The sequence below is a fragment of the Sphingobium limneticum genome (assembly GCF_008710155.1).
Lineage (GTDB): Bacteria > Pseudomonadota > Alphaproteobacteria > Sphingomonadales > Sphingomonadaceae > Sphingobium > Sphingobium limneticum.
Genome location: NZ_VYPZ01000008.1, coordinates 22,622 through 41,262 on the forward strand (window position 1 = coordinate 22,622; position 18,641 = coordinate 41,262).

The 18,641-nt window shown below is 63.5% G+C and carries 17 protein-coding genes and 1 pseudogene; 5 read left to right on the forward strand and 13 right to left on the reverse strand.

Annotated features, from left to right (window positions below):
• The first annotated feature begins 66 nt into the window (after positions 1 to 66).
• Entirely contained in the window at positions 67 to 1,854 is a 1,788-nt protein-coding gene (locus tag F4U94_RS11570) for an ABC transporter transmembrane domain-containing protein (RefSeq protein ID WP_120251618.1), read from the forward strand.
• 120 nt (positions 1,855 to 1,974) lie between these two features.
• Here the strand turns inward: F4U94_RS11570 and F4U94_RS11575 are convergent, their stop codons facing one another.
• The 5 genes from F4U94_RS11575 to F4U94_RS11595 form a co-directional block, all read right to left on the reverse strand.
• Positions 1,975 to 2,304 carry a PilZ domain-containing protein gene (locus tag F4U94_RS11575; protein ID WP_120251617.1) on the reverse strand — a complete coding sequence of 110 codons (330 nt, stop codon included), beginning with the start codon at positions 2,302 to 2,304 and terminating at the stop codon, positions 1,975 to 1,977.
• Between the two features lie 226 nt (positions 2,305 to 2,530).
• Positions 2,531 to 2,953 carry an ExbD/TolR family protein gene (locus tag F4U94_RS11580; RefSeq protein WP_120251616.1) on the reverse strand — a complete coding sequence of 141 codons (423 nt, stop codon included), beginning with the start codon at positions 2,951 to 2,953 and terminating at the stop codon, positions 2,531 to 2,533.
• A gap of 24 nt (positions 2,954 to 2,977) precedes the next feature.
• Positions 2,978 to 3,463, reverse strand: coding sequence for an ExbD/TolR family protein (locus F4U94_RS11585; RefSeq protein WP_120251615.1), 486 nt, complete (start codon positions 3,461 to 3,463; stop codon positions 2,978 to 2,980).
• Between the two features lie 114 nt (positions 3,464 to 3,577).
• Entirely contained in the window at positions 3,578 to 4,330 is a 753-nt protein-coding gene (locus F4U94_RS11590) for a MotA/TolQ/ExbB proton channel family protein (protein ID WP_172598807.1), read from the reverse strand.
• 72 nt (positions 4,331 to 4,402) lie between these two features.
• Positions 4,403 to 5,065 (reverse strand): energy transducer TonB, encoded by a 663-nt coding sequence (locus tag F4U94_RS11595; protein WP_120251613.1) that lies wholly within the window; start codon positions 5,063 to 5,065, stop codon positions 4,403 to 4,405.
• Between the two features lie 248 nt (positions 5,066 to 5,313).
• On the opposite strand from F4U94_RS11595, the gene F4U94_RS11600 reads away from it, so the two are divergent.
• From F4U94_RS11600 to glpX, 4 genes are all read left to right on the forward strand, one after another.
• On the forward strand, positions 5,314 to 6,192 hold the full coding sequence (locus F4U94_RS11600; RefSeq protein ID WP_170267479.1) for a hypothetical protein: 879 nt from the start codon (positions 5,314 to 5,316) through the stop codon (positions 6,190 to 6,192).
• Between the two features lie 99 nt (positions 6,193 to 6,291).
• On the forward strand, positions 6,292 to 7,596 hold the full coding sequence (locus F4U94_RS11605) for a homoserine dehydrogenase (RefSeq protein WP_120251611.1): 1,305 nt from the start codon (positions 6,292 to 6,294) through the stop codon (positions 7,594 to 7,596).
• 46 nt (positions 7,597 to 7,642) lie between these two features.
• Positions 7,643 to 7,819, forward strand: a complete 177-nt coding sequence (locus F4U94_RS24765; RefSeq protein WP_211363297.1) for a hypothetical protein — start codon at positions 7,643 to 7,645, stop codon at positions 7,817 to 7,819.
• 364 nt (positions 7,820 to 8,183) lie between these two features.
• Entirely contained in the window at positions 8,184 to 9,170 is a 987-nt protein-coding gene (gene glpX, locus F4U94_RS11615) for a class II fructose-bisphosphatase (protein WP_120251609.1), read from the forward strand.
• 39 nt (positions 9,171 to 9,209) lie between these two features.
• Here glpX and F4U94_RS11620 read toward each other — a convergent pair whose 3' ends face one another.
• The 8 genes and pseudogenes from F4U94_RS11620 to F4U94_RS11655 form a co-directional block, all read right to left on the reverse strand.
• Positions 9,210 to 9,587 (reverse strand): MerC domain-containing protein, encoded by a 378-nt coding sequence (locus F4U94_RS11620; RefSeq protein WP_120252284.1) that lies wholly within the window; start codon positions 9,585 to 9,587, stop codon positions 9,210 to 9,212.
• A gap of 89 nt (positions 9,588 to 9,676) precedes the next feature.
• Positions 9,677 to 11,458, reverse strand: coding sequence for a GGDEF domain-containing protein (locus tag F4U94_RS11625; RefSeq protein WP_120251608.1), 1,782 nt, complete (start codon positions 11,456 to 11,458; stop codon positions 9,677 to 9,679).
• A gap of 69 nt (positions 11,459 to 11,527) precedes the next feature.
• Entirely contained in the window at positions 11,528 to 12,991 is a 1,464-nt protein-coding gene (locus tag F4U94_RS11630) for a glycerol kinase (protein ID WP_120251607.1), read from the reverse strand.
• Positions 12,988 to 14,494: pseudogene (locus F4U94_RS11635) on the reverse strand (glycerol-3-phosphate dehydrogenase). The gene F4U94_RS11630 and the pseudogene F4U94_RS11635 overlap by 4 nt, the downstream one beginning before the upstream one ends.
• Before the next feature lie 114 nt (positions 14,495 to 14,608).
• Entirely contained in the window at positions 14,609 to 15,220 is a 612-nt protein-coding gene (locus F4U94_RS11640; RefSeq protein WP_120251606.1) for a hypothetical protein, read from the reverse strand.
• 135 nt (positions 15,221 to 15,355) lie between these two features.
• Complete coding sequence (gene clpS, locus F4U94_RS11645) at positions 15,356 to 15,733, reverse strand: ATP-dependent Clp protease adapter ClpS (RefSeq protein ID WP_427771695.1); 378 nt, start codon at positions 15,731 to 15,733, stop codon at positions 15,356 to 15,358.
• Between the two features lie 158 nt (positions 15,734 to 15,891).
• Positions 15,892 to 16,695 (reverse strand): phasin family protein, encoded by an 804-nt coding sequence (locus F4U94_RS11650; protein WP_120252283.1) that lies wholly within the window; start codon positions 16,693 to 16,695, stop codon positions 15,892 to 15,894.
• Positions 16,696 to 16,846: 151 nt separating this feature from the next.
• Entirely contained in the window at positions 16,847 to 18,586 is a 1,740-nt protein-coding gene (locus tag F4U94_RS11655) for a PHA/PHB synthase family protein (protein ID WP_120251604.1), read from the reverse strand.
• Between the last annotated feature and the right edge of the window lie 55 nt (positions 18,587 to 18,641).

An 18,641-nucleotide genomic window follows, 5' to 3' on the forward strand; every position in this document is an offset into this window, starting at 1 on the left:
GCCTGAAGCGATTTCGCGTCGGTCGGATATTTCCTATCCCGCGAAATCCCTTTAAGCGCCGCATCCATGGAGGATGCCCCGCAAACCATCGCCCGCGCCGACGCGCGACCTGCCCTTGGTAGCCTGACGATGCTGTGGCAGTTCGCCCGCCGCTATCCCGGCCGTATCGCCGGTGCGCTGCTGGCGTTGATCGTCTCCTCCGCCGCGACGCTGGGCATCCCCAGCGGCTTTCGCCTCGTCATCGATCGCGGGTTCATGGGCGGCGGCGACATCAGCCGCTGGTTCGAATATCTGCTCATGATCGTGGTCGTGCTGGCGGTGGCGACGGCGCTGCGCTTCTATTTCGTGTCCTGGCTGGGCGAACGGGTCATCGCCGATATCCGCAGCGCCACCCAGGCCAATCTGCTGCGACAGGCGCCGCGCTTCTTCGAGGAAAATCGCCCCTCGGAAATCGCGTCACGCATGACCGCCGATACCGCCATCGTCGAACAGGTTGTCGGCTCCACCGTCTCCGTCGCGCTGCGCAACCTTGTCACCGGCATAGGCGGACTGGTCTATCTCTTCGCCCTGGCGCCCAAGCTGGCTGCATTGCTGCTCCTCGGCATCCCGGTCATCCTGCTGGTACTGATCGGCCTTGGCCGCCGGGTGCGTGGCCTGTCCCGCGCCAGTCAGGATCGGCTGGCCGACATCGGCAGCGTCACCAGCGAAGTGCTGGGCGCGATGAAGATCGTCCAGGCATTCGGGCAGGAAAAGCGCGAAGCCGACCGCTTCGACGCCACGGTAGAGAGCGGCTTTGGCACAGCGCGCAAGCGCATCGCGTTGCGGGCGTTGATGACTGCCGTGGTGATCGGGCTGGTGTTCGGCTCGATCACCGCCGTGATGTGGCAGGGCGCGCTCGACGTCGCCGCTGGGCGCCTGTCGGGCGGGAGCATTGCAGCCTTCGTCTTGACCGGCGGCCTGGTTGCCGGCGCGTTCGGATCGCTTTCGGAAAGCTGGGGCGATTTGTTGCGCGGGGCCGGCGCGGCCAGTCGTCTGCATGAATTGATGACGGCCGAGCCGGACATCCTGCCGCCCGCTTATCCCGCCATCCTGCCCGCCGCCGATCACGGCGCGCGACTGAGTTTCGAGGATGTGCATTTCCATTATCCCACCCGGCCCGATCAAGCCGCGCTCCATGGCGTCTCCTTCGCCGTCGCACCAGGTGAGACGGTGGCGGTGGTCGGTCCGTCAGGTGCGGGCAAATCGACGCTGATCCAGCTGGCGCTGCGCTTCTATGATCCCTCCTCCGGCACCGTGCGGCTGAATGGGGTCGCCCTGCCCGACGCCGATCCCGCTGCATTGCGCGCGATGATGGCGATGGTGCCGCAGGATAGCGTGATTTTCGCGGCCTCGGCCCGCGACAATCTGCGCTATGGCCGTTGGGACGCCACGGACGAGCAGATTTGGGATGCCGCGCGCGCCGCCAATGCCGAGGCGTTCCTGCGCGCTTTACCCCAGGGGCTGGACAGCCAGATGGGGGAAGGCGGCGCACGCTTGTCGGGCGGCCAGCGCCAGCGTCTCTCGATCGCCCGCGCATTGCTGCGTGACGCCCCGATCCTGTTGCTGGATGAAGCCACATCCGCGCTCGACGCCGAATCGGAAAAGCTGGTGCAGGATGCACTCGGACGATTGATGCAGGGGCGCACGACCATCGTCATCGCCCACAGGCTGGCGACGGTCCGCGCCGCCGATCGCATTTTGGTGATGGATGAAGGCCGCATCGTCGAGCAGGGCGACCATGCAGCGCTGGTGGCCAAGGACGGTCTTTATGCCCGTCTCGCAAGCCTGCAATTTCAGGACATGGCATCAACCTGATACCGGCGCGCTAAGCCTTAGGAGCATCAGCTGATCGGCCTCAGTCGGACGATGCTCCGATCATTCGCTTGCGCTGATGGTCGGCGAGCCCTCGACTATTCTGGCGGACCCCAGGATGCCCTAGCGCGCAGCGGCGGTCAGGTTCAGGCCGACTATGTGATCGAGGATGGCGGGATGCAGTGGCCGCTCGAAGGCACAGCCTGATTCCGGACCACGGGTCCACAACACGCGCGCGCGACGGCCTTCGAAGCCCGGCAGCATGATCCACAGGTCGTTGCCGACGGTCAACTTCATGAAGCTTTGCAAGCGGAAACCGGTGACGGACACATCGGTGATCCGGCTGGTGAACCAGGTTTCACCCGGCCGCCGGATCTTGACGCCGATCTGGACATGACGACGCTCCGCCGCCCGACCCTTCCGATCATATTCTGTCTGTCGTTCCAGGCCCATATCGATACCGCTCTGTCCTCACGCCATTTTCGGCGATCTAGGTAATCAAAGGGTTAAATTGGGGGCGGTCCAGCCGCAACTCACCGCTTTTGGATCATATGACGCAAAAAAGGGGCCGCCCGAAGGCGACCCCTGAATATCTGCAATCTTCTATTGCCTATGTCCGGCCCGCCATCCCGAAAACCGGGAAGTCTTGCGCGGGAAAAGCGCTACCGGACGTCAGCGATCAGAAGCTGCCATATTGTTCGTTGCCGACGAAGCCCAGCTTCGTCACGCCCGCACGCTTGATCTCCGCCAGCACTTCGTCAACCGTCACATAACGGGTGGCGGCGTTCGGCTGGAACTGCAGTTCCGGCTCGACCGGCAGGCGCAGGGACTGCTGCAGATACTGACGCAGGGTCAGCAGGTCGATCGGCGAACCGTTCCAGGTGATGATACCAGCCGGATCGATCGCGACCTTGTTCTTGACCGGGTCGATCACGCTGTCCGTAGGCGGCGCGTTCTGCGGCAGGTCGATCTTCACCGCGTGGGTCTGGATCGGAATGGTGATGATGAACATGATGAGGAGAACGAGCATGACGTCGATCAACGGCGTCGTGTTCATTTCCATCATCGGCTCACCATCATCGGAGCCCATGCTCATAGCCATAGCGAAATCTCCTTAATCAGCCGGTCAGAGGCGGGTCGTCGACGTGCCGGGTTCCGGCTCGGAGATGAAGCCCACCTTCGGGAAACCAGCGCGCTGCATCGTATAGATGGTGCCGCCGATGCAACGATAGGGGGTATTGATGTCGCCGCGGATATGCACTTCGGGCAGATCCTCAGGCGTCATATTTTCAACGCCGCCTGCCTTCTTGATGTCTGCTTCCAGCTTGGCGACAGCACGATCCAGCAATTCGCTGGAGCTGACGGGCGCCAGGCCCCAGAACACCGCACACTTGCCATCAGAGGCCTGTGTGACCGAAAGCGACACATTTTCCGGCTTCGTCGTGGTCGGCTCGAAAGCCACCTTGGGAAGCTGGAGATCGACCGTCTGAACGACGACCGGGACAGCGATGAGAAAGATGATGAGCAACACCAGCATGACGTCGACGAGCGGCGTCGTGTTGATGTCGGACAAAGGCTTGTCGTCACCGCCGGAGCCAGCACTCATTGCCATTGATACTATCCTAACCTTTATGTCGATGGTGCCCCGTCAACCGAGGCCCACGTCCGGCGGGAAACCGGGCGGTCGCAGCCGCCACCCGGTTCCCGAACCGGAGTATTAAGGCAATCAGGCCTTGGTCGGTGCAGCAGCCGGCTTGGCAGCAGCGGCCGGAGCGGCAGCAACCGAAGGCTTCACGGCGCCGTCCGAAACCAGATAGGCGAGCAGGTCGACGGTGAAACCGTTCAGCTGTTCGGCGATCGACTTGTTACGACGCTGCAGGAAGTTGTAGGCGAGCACTGCGGGAACGGCCACGGCCAGACCCAGAGCGGTCATGATCAGAGCTTCACCGACCGGGCCGGCAACGGCGTCGATCGAGGCCTGACCGGCAGCGCCGATCTTGATCAGAGCGCGGTAGATACCGATAACGGTACCGAACAGACCGATGAACGGCGAGGTCGAACCGACGGTTGCGAGGAAGGCCAGGCCACCGTTCAGCGACGAGTTGATCGCGGCTTCCGAGCGAGCCAGCGAACCGTGCAGCCAGTCATGGGCTTCGACCGGATCCTTCAGCTTGCCATGCTCGTCCTGAGCCTTGATGCCGTCATCGACGATCTGCTTGTAGGCCGAGTTCTTTTCGAGCTTGGCCGACGCTTCCTTCAGCGAAGCGGCGCGCCAGAAGGTCGCACGGATCTTCTTGCCCTGGCTGATCACCTTCTGCTGTTCGATCAGCTTGGTGAACAGAATGTAGAAAGTACCGACCGACATGGCGCACAGGATGAGGAACACGGTCCAGGCGATGGTACCGCCCTGTTCCAGGGCTTCCATCAGGCCATAGGGGTTTTCCGGCTTGGGAGCCGCAGCTGCGAGATACATCAACATGTTCAAGACTTCCCTCTCAATGAGATCAAGCTAGGGCAAGGCGGCGCCACGCGCACGCCTTCCCGATCAGGATTATTCCGGCAGACGCCAGGTGATACGCCCGTTGTAGGTGTCGGGCATGTCCGCACCATCAGAACCCTTGGCCGGCTTAAAGCGCGCACGCTTCGGCAGCAGACGGCAGGTTGCTTCGTCGAGGTCGGCATGGCCGGTCGACTGCGTGATGGTGCAGTTGGTCACGCGACCATCTGCGCCGATTTCCAGACGGAAACCGGCCGTACCCGAACGTTCTTCGCGCTGCGCGCGGCTCGGATAGTCGGCATCGCTGAGCCAGCTGCCCGGCGAGCTACGCGGCGAAGCGCGCGAAGCAGCCTGAGGCGGTGGCGGCGGTGCGGCCGGGGGTGGCGGCGGTGCGGCGACCGGGACCGGATTGAACACCGGAGGGGGCGTCCGAACGGTCTGAATCGGTGGCGCAGGCGCCGGGGTCTGCACAATCGGCGGAGGCGCGACGACCGGCGGCGGCTCGACCGGCTGGTCTGGCGGCGGCGGTGGCGGCTCCTCGTCCGGTGGTGGCGGTTCCTCCTTCACGTCGATCACGTTCAGCTGTTCTGCCGCCTTTTTGACATATTTCATGCCAAGACCGGTGACGAAGGCATAGCCAAGAACAGCGTGAATCAGGGCGACGATGACGATCGAGACAGTCCGACTCGATCCTTGCGAGTGGTCAGCATAGGCCATTCGGCAACGACACTCCTTAACTCATCTTACCAGTGGTTTATACAAAATCAGCCAAAAACGACCCAAGCCGACCGGGCTATCCCAATCGCCTTTGGCCCCTGTCCGTTCATTTGCTACCGCGCAAACTCCTATCGCGGCGCATCGTGGCACGCAAACGCTTTATCGTTTTGTTCATTTGCGGTTACCATTTCATATCGGAATGACTTGCCTGTGACATCCTTGCCACGGGCTAAAAACACAGGACGAAGATGACGAAGAAATCCGCTACCCGCTCGGCCCGATTTGGGTTGGCCTGCCTCATTTCCGCCGCATCTTCCGCGGTTTTCCCGGCCTTTGCGCAAAATCCACAGATGGTAACGCAACCATCGGGAGGACAGGCCGGCCTGTCCTATGCCGACATCGTGGACCTGGCTGACAAGGCGCCGCTGGTGGCCAATGTGCGGATTCGCAACATCATCGCCATAAAGCCCGATCAGGCCGGAAATGTCCCGGCAGGGCATAAAAGGCTGTTTGTAGAGGCCGATGTAACGGGGCTGATTCGCGGTGAAGCGGGAATCAGTCCCCTTGTAACCTATCTTTACGATGCCAAGACCGACGCTCGAGGGAAGATCCCCAAGCTCAAAAAGGCGCAGGTGATCCTGTTTGCCCGGCCCGGCAGTCGCCCCGGGGAGATTCAATTGACCGCCCCGGACGCACAAATCGCGGCCACCCCGGCCGCTGTTGAGCGGGTGAAGGGCATCCTGTCCGCCCTGGTCGCGCCCAACGCGCCGCCACGCATCGTCGGACTGGGCGATGCCTTCCATGTTGCTGGCACGATCGCTGGCGAGGGCGAGACGCAGATATTCCTGCGCACCGAAAATGGCGATCCCGTTTCACTCTCTGTTCTCCGTCGCCCCGGACAAGCCCCCCACTGGGCGGTCGCTCTGGGCGAAATCATGGACGAGGCCGCCCGCCCGCCCGAGCCAGGCAGCCTGCTCTGGTATCGAATGGCATGCAGCCTGCCCGCGACCCTGCCCGCCCGTTCGGTTCGCACCCTGTCCGCGCAGGACGCCGAGGCCGCTCGTGCCGACTATGGCGTCGTGATCGCCGCGCTTGGGTCGTGCGGGCGCACGCGCGTGCCGGGCTGATTCGGGCGCGGGCGCCGCGCGTGCCCGCTTTTCCTTGGACAGATACGCTGGGGCGGCTATCAGCGCGGCGTTCATCAGCCGGAAGGAAGACACACCGCCATGACCAATCTGCACCGCCATGCCCCGCTGCGCGTCGCGCTTGTCGGCCTCGGCACGGTGGGCGGCGGGGTGATTCGGCTGCTCGAGACCAATGGCGACCTGATCGCCCGCCGCGCCGGCTGTCCTATCCAGATCGTCGCTATTTCGGCGCGCGACAGGAACAAGGATCGCGGCGTCGACCTGTCGCCCTATGAATGGGTGGACGATATGACGACGCTCGCCACGCGCGACGATGTCGATGTCGTGGTGGAACTGATCGGCGGCGCGGACGGCCCGGCGCTCACGCTGGCGCGCCAGTGCCTAACGCTGGGCAAGCCTTTCGTCACCGCCAACAAGGCGATGCTGGCCCATCATGGCCTCGACCTTGCGCGGCTCGCCGAGCAGGGCGGCATCGCACTGAAATATGAAGCGGCGGTCGCAGGCGGCATCCCGGTCATCAAGGGCATGCGCGAAGGCGCCGCCGCCAACGAGATCAGCCGCGTCTACGGCATCCTGAACGGCACCTGCAATTACATCCTGACCACGATGGAAAAGGAAGGCCGGGGGTTCGACGAGGTTCTGAAGGAAGCGCAGGAATTGGGCTATGCTGAAGCCGACCCCAGCTTCGACATTGACGGTGTCGATGCCGCGCACAAGCTGACCATCCTCGCCAGCCTGGCCTTTGGCACCGAACTGGATTTCGATGCGGTCGCCACCACCGGCATCCGCCACGTCATCGCCGCCGATATCGCCGAAGCCGCAGCGCTCGGTTTCCGTATCCGACTGGTCGGCATGGCACAAAACAGCGCCGACGGCCTGTTCCAGCGGGTCCATCCGATGCTGGTGCCGCTCGACCACCCCCTCGCCCATGTCGACGGGTCGCTGAACGCCGTAGTGGCGGAGGGTAATTTCGTCGGGCGCCTCTTCTTCCAGGGGCGCGGCGCCGGGGACGGCCCGACCGCATCGGCCGTTGTCGCCGACCTGATCGACGTGGCGCGTGACGAATATGGCGACGCCTTCGCCATGCCGGTCGCGGCGCTGACCCCGCAGAATACTGCCGACGCCGGCAAGCGGATCGGCCGCGCCTATCTGCGCTTCAAGGTGCAGGATCGCCCCGGTGTGCTGGCGGAAATCGCCGCCGCCACCCGCGACGCTGGCGTGTCGATCGAAAGCATGATCCAGCGCGGCGCAAATCAGGCCGACGGCGTGCTCGTCGCGATCGTCACCCATGCCGGCGAAGAACGCTGCGTACGCGAAACGCTGGAGCGGCTAGCCGGATCGGACAGCTTGCTCGACACCCCGATGGTGATGCACATTCTCGACTGAACGCGCGCCTAATGCTGCCCGGTGCCGTTGAAGCGATCGGGCAGCGGTGGCGGCGGCGCAGATCGGCGTCGGGATCTACGATCGCCGTCACAGCCTTAATCGCTCCATCCAGCATCTTTGCGGCATTCCAGCCGCCGACGCATCCGGCCGCCTGTCCGCCAACGACACCGCAGGAACCCTGTTTTGCCGGGGTGGCGGATGCGCGCGGCGCGTCTCCGCGTAAAATCCCGCTACTGTCGGCTTCACGGGGCAATGGCAGGCGCTCCTTCGCATTACGTTCCGCCCGATTGCCGCACACGACAATCGCGCCACCGCTGCGGTCGCACGAGCGGATCACCTGGGTCTTGGCCCGATAGGTCGCCATCAACGCGTCTTCATCCGCCTCTTGGGCCGCCAATGGCGACGCCGCCGCCAGGGCGAAGAGAAGAAGAAAGCGCTTCATCACGCGCAGAAAAGCAACCAATCATGGCGGCATCATGGCTGCCTGCCCATTGCCCGGAGGATCATGGGCCTCGTCCCTTCCTCGCTCGACAAGCGGGGGGCGAACTCCTATCGCCTCGATCCACAAGACAAGGCAGAGGAAGTTTATGGTGCAGGGAAGCTCGACACTCGATCGTGTCCTGGTGCTCGAAATGGTCCGTGTGACCGAAGCGGCCGCCATCGCCGCGTCCAGGCTGATCGGCCGGGGCGACGAAAAAGCCGCCGACGCCGCAGCGGTGGAGGCGATGCGCCTCGCCTTCAACGATCTCTGCATGGACGGGACGGTCGTCATCGGCGAAGGCGAACGTGACGAGGCGCCGATGCTCTATATCGGCGAAAAGGTCGGCAGCGCGATCGGCACCGGGCCGAAGATCGACATCGCGCTCGATCCGCTGGAAGGCACGACGATCACGGCTAAGGCCGGACCGAACGCGCTGGCCGTGCTGGCCATTTCCGAAGAAGGCGGCCTGCTCAACGCACCTGACGTCTATATGGAAAAGCTGGCGATCGGCCCCGGCTATCCGGACGGCACGATCGACCTGAAGAAATCGGTGCGCGAAAATGTCGAGTCTGTCGCAAAGGCCAAGGGCGTCGATGCGCACGAAATCATCGTCTGCGTGCTCGACCGCCCCAGACATGAGCGGCTGATCAGCGAATTGCGGGCGATCGGCTGCGGGATCATGTTGATTCCGGACGGCGACGTCGCCGGGGTGATCGCGACGACCGACCCGGAAACCACGATCGACATTTATATGGGGTCGGGCGGCGCGCCGGAGGGTGTGCTGGCCTGCGCCGCGCTGCGCTGCGTCGGCGGTCAGTTCAAGGGCAAGCTGCTGTTCCGTAATGAGGATGAGAAAGCGCGCGCCCGCAAATGGGGCATTACCGATCTCGACAAGATTTATGACCTCCATGAACTGGCGAAGGGCGACTGCATCTTTGCGGCGACCGGCGTGACCGACGGATCTTTACTCGATGGGGTGAAGCGCCTGCCGGGTGGCAAGCTGACCACCGAAAGCGTGGTCATGCGCGCCAGCACGGGTACGGTGCGCTGGGTGAAAGGCGAGCATCGCTTCGACCACAAGAATCAGAGCTGAAAAGGATAAAGGGAGCCGCCCGGCTCCCTCAACCGCGTGCTAACGGCCGGCGCGGTGATTGAGGTCGTGCCCCAGCGCCAATATGCCGACGCCGATCAGCGTATAGACGCTTTCCTGCATCCCATGGTCCATGGTCAGCGCACCTGCCATGACGCCAAGGCCCAGCGATCCGATCGCGGCCGGCATCATATAACCATGGACCAGCGCGCCATGGCCGAGCGCGACCGCGCCCAGCAGGATCGCCAGTACCAGGCCGGCTTCGTGGAAGAGCGGGCTTTCGAAGATACCGCCCGCCGATGCGAGCAGACCCAGGATCACCGCCGTGGCGAAACAATGGGCGACACACAGACCCGACAACGCGATCGCGATACGATCGACGCGACCGCTCATCAGGGCATGGCGCAAAATCAACTTCATGGTCGCCGCTACATAGGCCAACCCATAATAAGTTACAACATAACATCGTGATTTTTCCGCCGTAAGACGCGGCAGATCGAGCCGAAAGATCAGGCGGCGAGGCGCAGGCAGTTACGGCCGCTATGCTTCGCGCGATAAAGCGCTTTGTCCGCCGCTTCCAACATGGCGGACCGATCGGACGCCCCGTCCAGTTCGACCAAGCCGGCACTGAACGTGATCGTGATAGCGACAGATGCTTCGACCAGAATCGGATCGACCATCAGGGCACGCAGCCGCTCGCACATGATGCTCGATCGGTCGATGTCGCTATTCGCCAGCAGAATGGCGAATTCCTCGCCCCCCAGCCGTCCGATACTATCGCCGGTGCGCAACCCCAAGCGCAGGCGTTCGACAAAGGCGCTGAGCACCCGGTCACCTGCGCCATGGCCGAAGCGATCGTTGACCGACTTGAAATGGTCAATGTCGATCAGAAGCAGTGAAGAGCGGGCGCCCATCGCAGCGCGCGCGATCTCACGGTCCAGCTTTTCAAGGAAGGCGCGGCGACTGTCCGCACCGGTCAGCGAATCGCGTGCTGCCACCTGTTGAAGGGCGTGTTGGCGCGCCTTGTGCCGCGACATGTCGCGAATCATACTGACGACGCCGCTGGGCAGTCCGCGCTCGTCGATCATCGCGCGGCTTACCATTTCGCACCATTCCAGCCCGTCGGCCATGACCAGCGGCCGGAACTCGACCTTATGGACCGAGCCGGGCTGCGCCAGCGCCCGCCGATAAGCGGCGATCACGACATCGCGATCCTGTGGATCGACCAGATTGGCGGCCTCCTGCCCGACCAGCAGGTCCGGCGCACAACCGATCTGCTCGGTCGCCGACGGCGATGCATATTGGATCACGCCGTCCACGCCGATGTTGAGCACGACGTCGCCGCTATATTCGGCCATCGCCCGATAGCGCGCCTCGCTTTGCTGCAACATCTGGAACAAGCGCTTGCGGGCCGCCAGTTCGACCGCGACGGGCATGCACAGCAGAAAGCTGAGCGCGAGATAGAATTGGAAGAACTGGATGCGCTCGCCGGTCCCATCGGCAACCCAGGCCAGTGGGCCGATGTCCGCCATCGTAGCCTGCCCGCCGATCGCGGCCAGCAGGATGATGGCGAGAGCCGACCCCATATGACCGACGCGAAAGGCGATCAGCACCAGCGGCAGTAGCGGCGCGAAGAGCAGCGGATAGCGCGCCCAGTGGAAGACATGGAAGGTCGTCAACGCAAACAGGGCAAGCAACAGCACCGCCTCCACGCGCATCTGCGTCGATGCCTCATCCAGCCAACGGCGAAACTCGCCCTGGAAAGCCATGATAAGGATCGGTGCGCAGATCAGTCCGCCCAGCACATGGCCTGTGTACCATTGGACAAAGGCATGAGCGAAGGACACCAGCGTCAGGGTCGACGCGACCCAGGCAGCGCCAAGCCCGGCAAGGATATTGGCGGCGCCACATAGCGCGATGACGAAGACGACCAGCGGACGTATCGCTCCTGTGACCAGCCTGTCGGCCACGAACCAGCGACAGATGACGACCACGATCAGCGATTCGAGGATGTTGATCCCCGCCATCGGCAACGCCGCGATCGCCCCCATGCCGACCCATGCTGTCGCCGCCGCACTGGCGATGCCGCAGGCGATGATGGTGCGCGGCCAATGCGCTGTCCGCGATGTCAGCAATTCCGCCATCAGGAAGGCGTTGGCTGCCCAGATGAAGGCCAGTCCTCCTTCGAAGCGGGACATGGACAGGGCCAGCGAGGCCACCGCAAAATAGACGCAGCCGGTCGAGATCGGCGCAATCCAGGATCGGGGGTGGCGGAGGGCGGTACGCGGCATGTCGCGGGCGGTGCTACCCCTTCATTCTTAATATTTATTATCAGGCGCCGACACGTCGTGACGATAGCGTTACGGCTTCGCCAGCACGCTATGCCAACCCGCCAGCCGCGCAGCCCGGACATCCGCCTTCATGGCCGGCACGAATCGCGTCGATGCCGAAGCCATATGGGTCGCTGCCTCCAGCGACGGGAACAGGCCACACCCCAGTCCCGCCAGCATCGCCGCACCCCGTGCCGTCGTTTCGACATCGGCCGGCCGTTCGACGGGCAGGTCCAGCATGTCCGCCATATCCTGCGCAATCCAGTCGTTGGCGCTCATCCCGCCGTCGATACGCAGCATGCGCCAAGGCGCGCCGTCGGCTGCGAAAGCCGCGGCCAGATCATGCACCTGATGCGCCATCGATTCGAGCGCGGCGCGGATGATATGCGCGCGGCCGGTGCCATGGGTGAGGCCGCTGATGATACCGGTCGCTTCCGGCCGCCAATAAGGGGCGCCAAGGCCAGCCAAGGCGGGGAGCAGAACCACGCCGCCATTGTCGGGCACGGACCGGGCGATCGCGTCGGTATCCGCGGCCGCCGCGATCAGGCCGAGACTGTCGCGCAACCATTGGATCAGGCTGCCGGCAACGAAGATGGACCCTTCCAGCGCATAATGGCGGCGGCCATCAATCTGGCAAAGGACCGTGCCGAGCAGACGATGGGCGGAGATGGGGAGCCGATCGCCCAGCGACGCCAGCACGAACGCACCGGTGCCCAGCGTCGCCTTAACCGCGCCCGGTGCCAGGCAGCCCTGCCCGATGGCTGCCGCCTGCTGATCGCCGGCCAGACCGCAGATTGGGATCGGTTCGCCCAGCAGGTCGGGCAGGGTCGCGCCGAAATCGCCGGCATTGTCGACGATGGCCGGCAGAGCGCTTTCCGGTACGCCAAACAGGTCGCACAGTTCCGCGTCCCAGCCCGCCCCGTCCAACGCCATCAACTGGGTGCGGCTGGCATTGCTGGCGTCGCTGATGTGCAGCCCGCCAGTCAGCTTCCAGACCAGCCAGCTTTCGATCGTGCCGAAGGCGAGCCGGTCGCCGGCCGCCGCCACCTGCGGCCAATGGTCGAGCATCCAGCGCATCTTGGTCGCGGAGAAATAGGGATCCAGGATCAGGCCGGTGCGCCGCTGGACCAGCGCTTCTTGGCCGCCCTGCCGCAGGATCGCGCACTGATCGGCGGTGCGCCGATCCTGCCATACGATCGCCCGGCCCAGCGGATCGCCACTTTGCCGGTCCCAGGCGACGACCGTCTCCCGCTGGTTGGTGATGCCGATCGCGGCGATCCGGTCGGCGCCGCCCGCCCGCGCCACCATCTGCCGGGCGCAATCCAGCGTGTGCGTCCAGATTTCCGTCGCATCATGTTCCACCCATCCGGGCTGTGGATAAAATTGGGTGAGGTCCGCCTGCGCCGTCGCCACGCGCGTACCATCAGGCGCGAACAGCATCGCTCTGGTCGATGTCGTCCCCGCATCCAGCACCAGCAGGTGACCCTCGCTCATGCCCTCTCCTCCAACCATCGCTCCAGTCGCTCCACCTGCTCTCGGTTCAGCCGCAGGCCGATCTTGCTGCGCCGCCAGAGTATGTCTTCGCTGGTCTGCGCCCATTCGCGGGTCATCATGTGGCGGACCTCCGCTTCGCTCAGTCCATGGCCGAAATCCAGACCCAACCCGCTCGGATCGGTGGCATCGCCCAGCCAGACCCGTGCCTGCGTACCATAAGCGCGAGCGATCCGGTCGAGCGTGGCCGGCGTCAGAAAGGCATAGTCGCGGGCCAGTCCGGCAGTGAGTTCGGCAAGGCCGGTCATCGGAAAATCGCCGCCGGGCAGGGGCGCGTCAGCAGTCCAATCCCCCCCTTGCAGAGCGGGCAGATAGGGTTTCAGCTGCTCCACTGCCTCGGCCGCCAGATGACGATAGGTGGTGATCTTGCCCCCGAAGACGCTGAGCAGTGGCGCATCACCCGGTGCGCCATCAATGTCCAGTCGATAGCCGCGCGTCGCCGCCTCCGGCCGGCGAACCGTCGTCGACCAGCGGACGCACCCCGGCATAGGACCAGAGGACATCCGCCGGCGCGATCGGGCGCGCGAAGTAGCGATTGGCCGCCGCGCACAGATAAGCGATCTCCTCATCACTTGGGACGACATGGTCCAGCCCACCCTGATGATCCCGGTCGGTCGTGCCGATCAGGGTGAAGTCGCGCTCATAGGGAATGGCAAAGAAGATCCGGCCGTCGGGCAGCTGGAAGAAATAGGCATGGTCGTGATCGAACAGGCGCGGCACGACGATATGCGATCCCCGGACCAGACGCATATGGCGATCGGTCGGCCGATGCGCGCGGTCCAGCAGGTCGAGTACGGCAGGGCCGGTGGCGTTGAAGACCGCACGGGCATGGAAGGCCTGCTCAAAGCCCTGCGTCGTTCGGGTCTGGATATGCCAGTTGCCCTCGACCCGTTCCAGCCGGACGACGGCGGTGCGAGTGCGAACGTCTGCCCCCAGATCGGCGGCATCGCGCGCATTGAGCAGGACCAGCCGGGCGTCATCGACCCAGCCGTCCGAATAGCAATAGGCCGGTCCGAAACCGGGCTTCAGTGCCTTACCCGCAGCATGGCGGCGCAGGTCGATCGCCTCGGTCGCGGGCAAAGCGCGACGACCGCCGATATGGTCGTAAAGGAAGAGGCCCAGCCGCAGCATCCAGCGCGGGCGCAGGCCCTTGGTCCAAGGCAGGACGAAGCGCATCGGATGGATGATGTGCGGGGCGATCGCCCACAGCCGTTCCCGCTCGATCAGCGATTCGCGCACCAGAGCGAAGGCATGATGTTCCAGATAGCGCAGGCCGCCATGGATCAGCTTGGTCGAGGCAGAGGATGTGCCGCTGGCAAGGTCGCCCTTCTCCAGCAGCAGCACGCGCGCGCCGCGCCCGGCGGCGTCGCGGGCGATGCCGCAACCATTCACGCCGCCGCCAATGACGGCCAGATCGTAGATATCCGCTGCTTGCGTTTCGCTCACGCCTCATGATGTAGGCGGCGATGCCGGATGAGGGAACCGGCAAATACAAAAGCCGGCGACGACATGCCATGGCATGCCGCCGCCGGGCCTTCGTCAGTCCCCGGACGAAGAAAGTCAGGCCAGGCTGTCGATCACCAGCCCGCTATTGCCGCTATCGGCGCTGTTCGCCGCGCTGCCGTACAACGACTGAGACAGGCTGCTGCGCAGATTTTCGAGGAAGGCGATGATCGAATCCAGCTGATCCGTCGCACTGGTCGCGTCGGTGCTGCTGGTCGTGCTGCTGTCATCGCTATCCTCGCTCGATGCCGATGGCGGCGGACCGGGCGGCGGGCCCCGCATGGCGCCGGGGCCACCGACCCCGCCCATGCCCTCGATGCTGAAGCTCTGATCTTCGCCACTGGCGTCGGCCGTAACGGTCGATCCGCCTGGTCCCTGCGCGAAGAAGCTTTGCAACGCAGCGGCCTGATCCTCGGTCAACGTCCCCGCCGACACCTGATCGTCGATCAACGAATCGATCCGGTCCTTCATCCCAGACGGGTCGAGCCGTGCGCTGCTATCGCTGGCGGAGGAAGAGAGGGCGCTGCCGATCGAATCCAGCGCGGTTTCCAGCGCGTCGCCATCGACTTGCGACAGCGACCCCGCCTCTACGGCGGCGCCGATCTTGCGGTCCATCATCGCGCGGGGCGATGGCGGCATGTTCATGGTATAGCTATTGATACTGGTCATGATTGAAGTCCCCACTTCATTTCAGTGAGGGCCATCATGCCGAAGAGATCTAAAAAAACCTTGTATTTCAATGACGTAATTTATTGAAATATAAGCGCTACAGTCTTCAACCGACGGTTAACGCGGCTCGGGCAATCAGGCTTTTTCCAACGTGCATTGCAGCGGATGCTGATTCTGCCGGGCGAAATCCATCACCTGATTGACCTTCGTTTCGGCCACTTCATAGCTGAATACGCCGCATATGCCGACGCCACGCTGATGGACGTGCAGCATCACCCGCGTCGCTTCCTCCATATCCATGCGGAAGAAGCTTTGCAGCACATGGACGACGAACTCCATCGGAGTATAGTCGTCGTTGAGCATCAGCACCTTGTAGAGCGAAGGCTTCTTGGTGCGGGTTCGCGTGCGGGTGGCGATACCGACGTTGGGGCCGCCGGGGCCTTCGCCCTGATCGTCCGGATCCTGGCCGGCCATGGTGACGGGGCCTGCATGGGATGGGGTAAAGCTGTTCATGATGCCCAAGGATATGGCGATTTCCCGCTCCATGGCAAGGGGCGGGATGTTCGATCCGACGGCTGGCGGCAATAATTCAACGTTAACGCGAAAGGGGCGCCGCCCTCCATCCGGAAAGCGACGCCCCTTTCAGGCTATGCTTGGAAAAGCGTGGCCGATCAGGCGGCCAGCGCCTTCACCTTGTCCGTCACCAGCGTCACGCGGGCGGTCAGCGGCTGGGCGACTTCGCCGGCCAGCTTCATCATCGCTTCGCTGTTCTTGGCGGCTTCCTTGGTGAACTCGTCGAAGCTGCTCGACAGGAGCTGGCTCTGGAGCTGGAAGAATTCGGTCGGCGTCTTGACGGTCGAGAAGCTCTTGAACGAGGCGGTCGCCTTTTCGAAGTTCTTCTTGCTGTAGTCGACGGCTTCCTGGCCGAGCGTTTCGATGCCCTTGGCCGCGATCTTGCCCGATTCGACCAGCGCTTCGACATTGCCCTTGGCGATGTCGCTCAGCTCTTCGATGGCCTTGGTCGACTTTTCGACATGGCCCTTCGCCTTTTCGTTGAAGTCGGCATAGGCGGTTTCGAACTTGGCCTTGGTATCTTCGGCGAACTTCTTTCCGGTTTCAATGACGTCGGTCATGCTTTTTGTTCCTTCTGCGGGCAGCGGCTGGGTCGCGATGGGTTCGGCCTTTTCGATCAGGCTCTCTGTAGTTTCGAGTATCGACGAAGGGGTCGGCGTGGGCGCCGGCGTAGGGGTGGGCGTCGGCGCGGGAGTTGGCGTCGGCTCCTTCTGCGGATTGGTGTCGATCGGTTTCACCGCGGCTGAGATCGCAGCCGGCTTTCTGAGCGCGGGCGCGGGTTTCTTGACCGGCGCGCTGCCGATAGCTGATTCAGCCGCCTTGAGCGCCTCGGTCGCCGACAGCGTCGTCGAGCCGGTCTTGCCACGCGGACTGACCTTTGGGGCCTTTGGTGAAACAGCCATGACCATCCTCCGTTTGTTGCACTGCACAATAAGCCTTTTGCACTGCGTCTGCAACTATTATTGTGCAGTGCAACAAAATTGACATCGACGATCCGACCGCCTTTCTACACGGCCGGCCGAAAGGCCCGGAAATACGGGCTTCCGCGTCCTTTTATCGAGCCTTTACGTAGCGGCCCGGCGCATCCTCGATCGCCTTCAAACGACCCTTCCCCGGCTGCCGCGCGCCCTTCGTGGGCACCTGACGCGAATCACGGTCGCCGATCCAGGCACGCCAATCCGGCCACCAACTGCCCTTCGTCTCGATCGCCACTGCAAGAAAATCGTCCAGCGTCGCCTGCGGTTCTGTGGAAGCCCAATATTGATATTTATTCGCCGCCGGCGGGTTGACCACCCCGGCGATATGGCCCGACCCCGCCAGCAGGAAGCGCATTGGCCCGGACAGATTTTCGGTCAGTTTCCAAACGCTTTCCAGCGGCGCGATATGATCCTCCCGCCCGGCCTGCACGTAGGCGGGGGTCATCACCTTGGTCAGGTCGATCGGCGTGCCGTCCACGCTGATAGCGCCGGGTACGACCAGCAGATTGTCACGATAGAGCTGGGTCAGATAATCCCTGTGCCAGCGGGCCGGCAGATTGGTCGTGTCGCCATTCCAGTAGAGCAGGTCGAAGGGCGGATAATCCATGCCGAGTAGATAATTATTGACGACATAATTCCAGATCAGGTCGCGCCCGCGCAGCAGGTTGAAGGTCGCAGCCATGTAGCGCCCGTCGAGAAACCCCTTGGACGAAAGCTGTTCGACCATCTTCATCTGATCGTCATCGACGAACAGGGTCAGGTCGCCGGCCTGGGCGAAATCCACCTGTGCGGTGAAGAAGGTGGCGCTGGCGACCTTATCCCCCTGCCCCCGCGCCGCCAGCAGCGCCAGCGTCGCGGCCAGCGTGGTGCCGGCCACGCAATAACCGATCGTGTGGACGCTCTCCACCTTCAGCAGGTCGCGCACCGTGTCGATCGCGTCGATCTGACCGCGCAGGATATAATCGTCCCAGACCAGATCCTTCATCGAGGCGTCGGCGGATTTCCACGACACCAGAAACACGCTGATCCCCTGATCCACCGCCCATTTGACGAAGCTTTTTTCCGGCGACAGGTCGAGAATATAGAAACGGTTGATCCAGGGCGGGAAGATGATGAGCGGCGTTTCCAGCACCGTTTCCGTCGACGGCGCATAATGAATCAGCTGATAGAGCGGGGTTTCGTGAATGACCTTGCCCGGCGTCGCGGCGATATTGCGGCCCAGCTCGAACTGGGTGCCGTCGGTATGGGTCAGCTGCCCTTTCTCCAGGTCGGCGAGCATATGCTTCAAGCCCTTGACCAGATTTTCGCCGCCGCTTTCGATCGTCTTTTTCATGACGATCGGGTTGGTGAGCGGGAAATTCGACGGGGACAGGGCGTCCAGCATGCCGGTGGTCGTGAAACGCAGCTTCTGCTTCACCTTGGGATCGACGCCATCGACCGCGTCGGTCAGGCGCGTCAGATAATCCGACACGAGCAGATAGCTTTGGCGGATGAGGTCGTAAAAGGGATGCTCCGTCCAGGCGGGATCGGCGAAGCGACGGTCGCGCGCCGCCGCCGGGCTGCCGGCCGGGGCGGGATCGGGCTGATCGCGCAGCAGGCCGCCCGAATCCAGGAAACGCTGCCACAAAGCCAGTCCTTCGTCGGCGAAACTGGTCTGGATGCGCGACACGGTTTCGGGATCGAAGGGCAACACGCGGCCCGTCGCGCCCGCCGCCTGTTCCAGCATCAATTGCTGGGCGCGGCCGATGACCTGCGTCCATTGCTGCATCTGTTCCAGGGTCGGCAGATGGGGTTCCATGACATCGGTTCTATCCATGGCCACCTTGCTCCTCCTGGCATCATCATGCTGCGCCGCTTTCACTGGCGTGTCG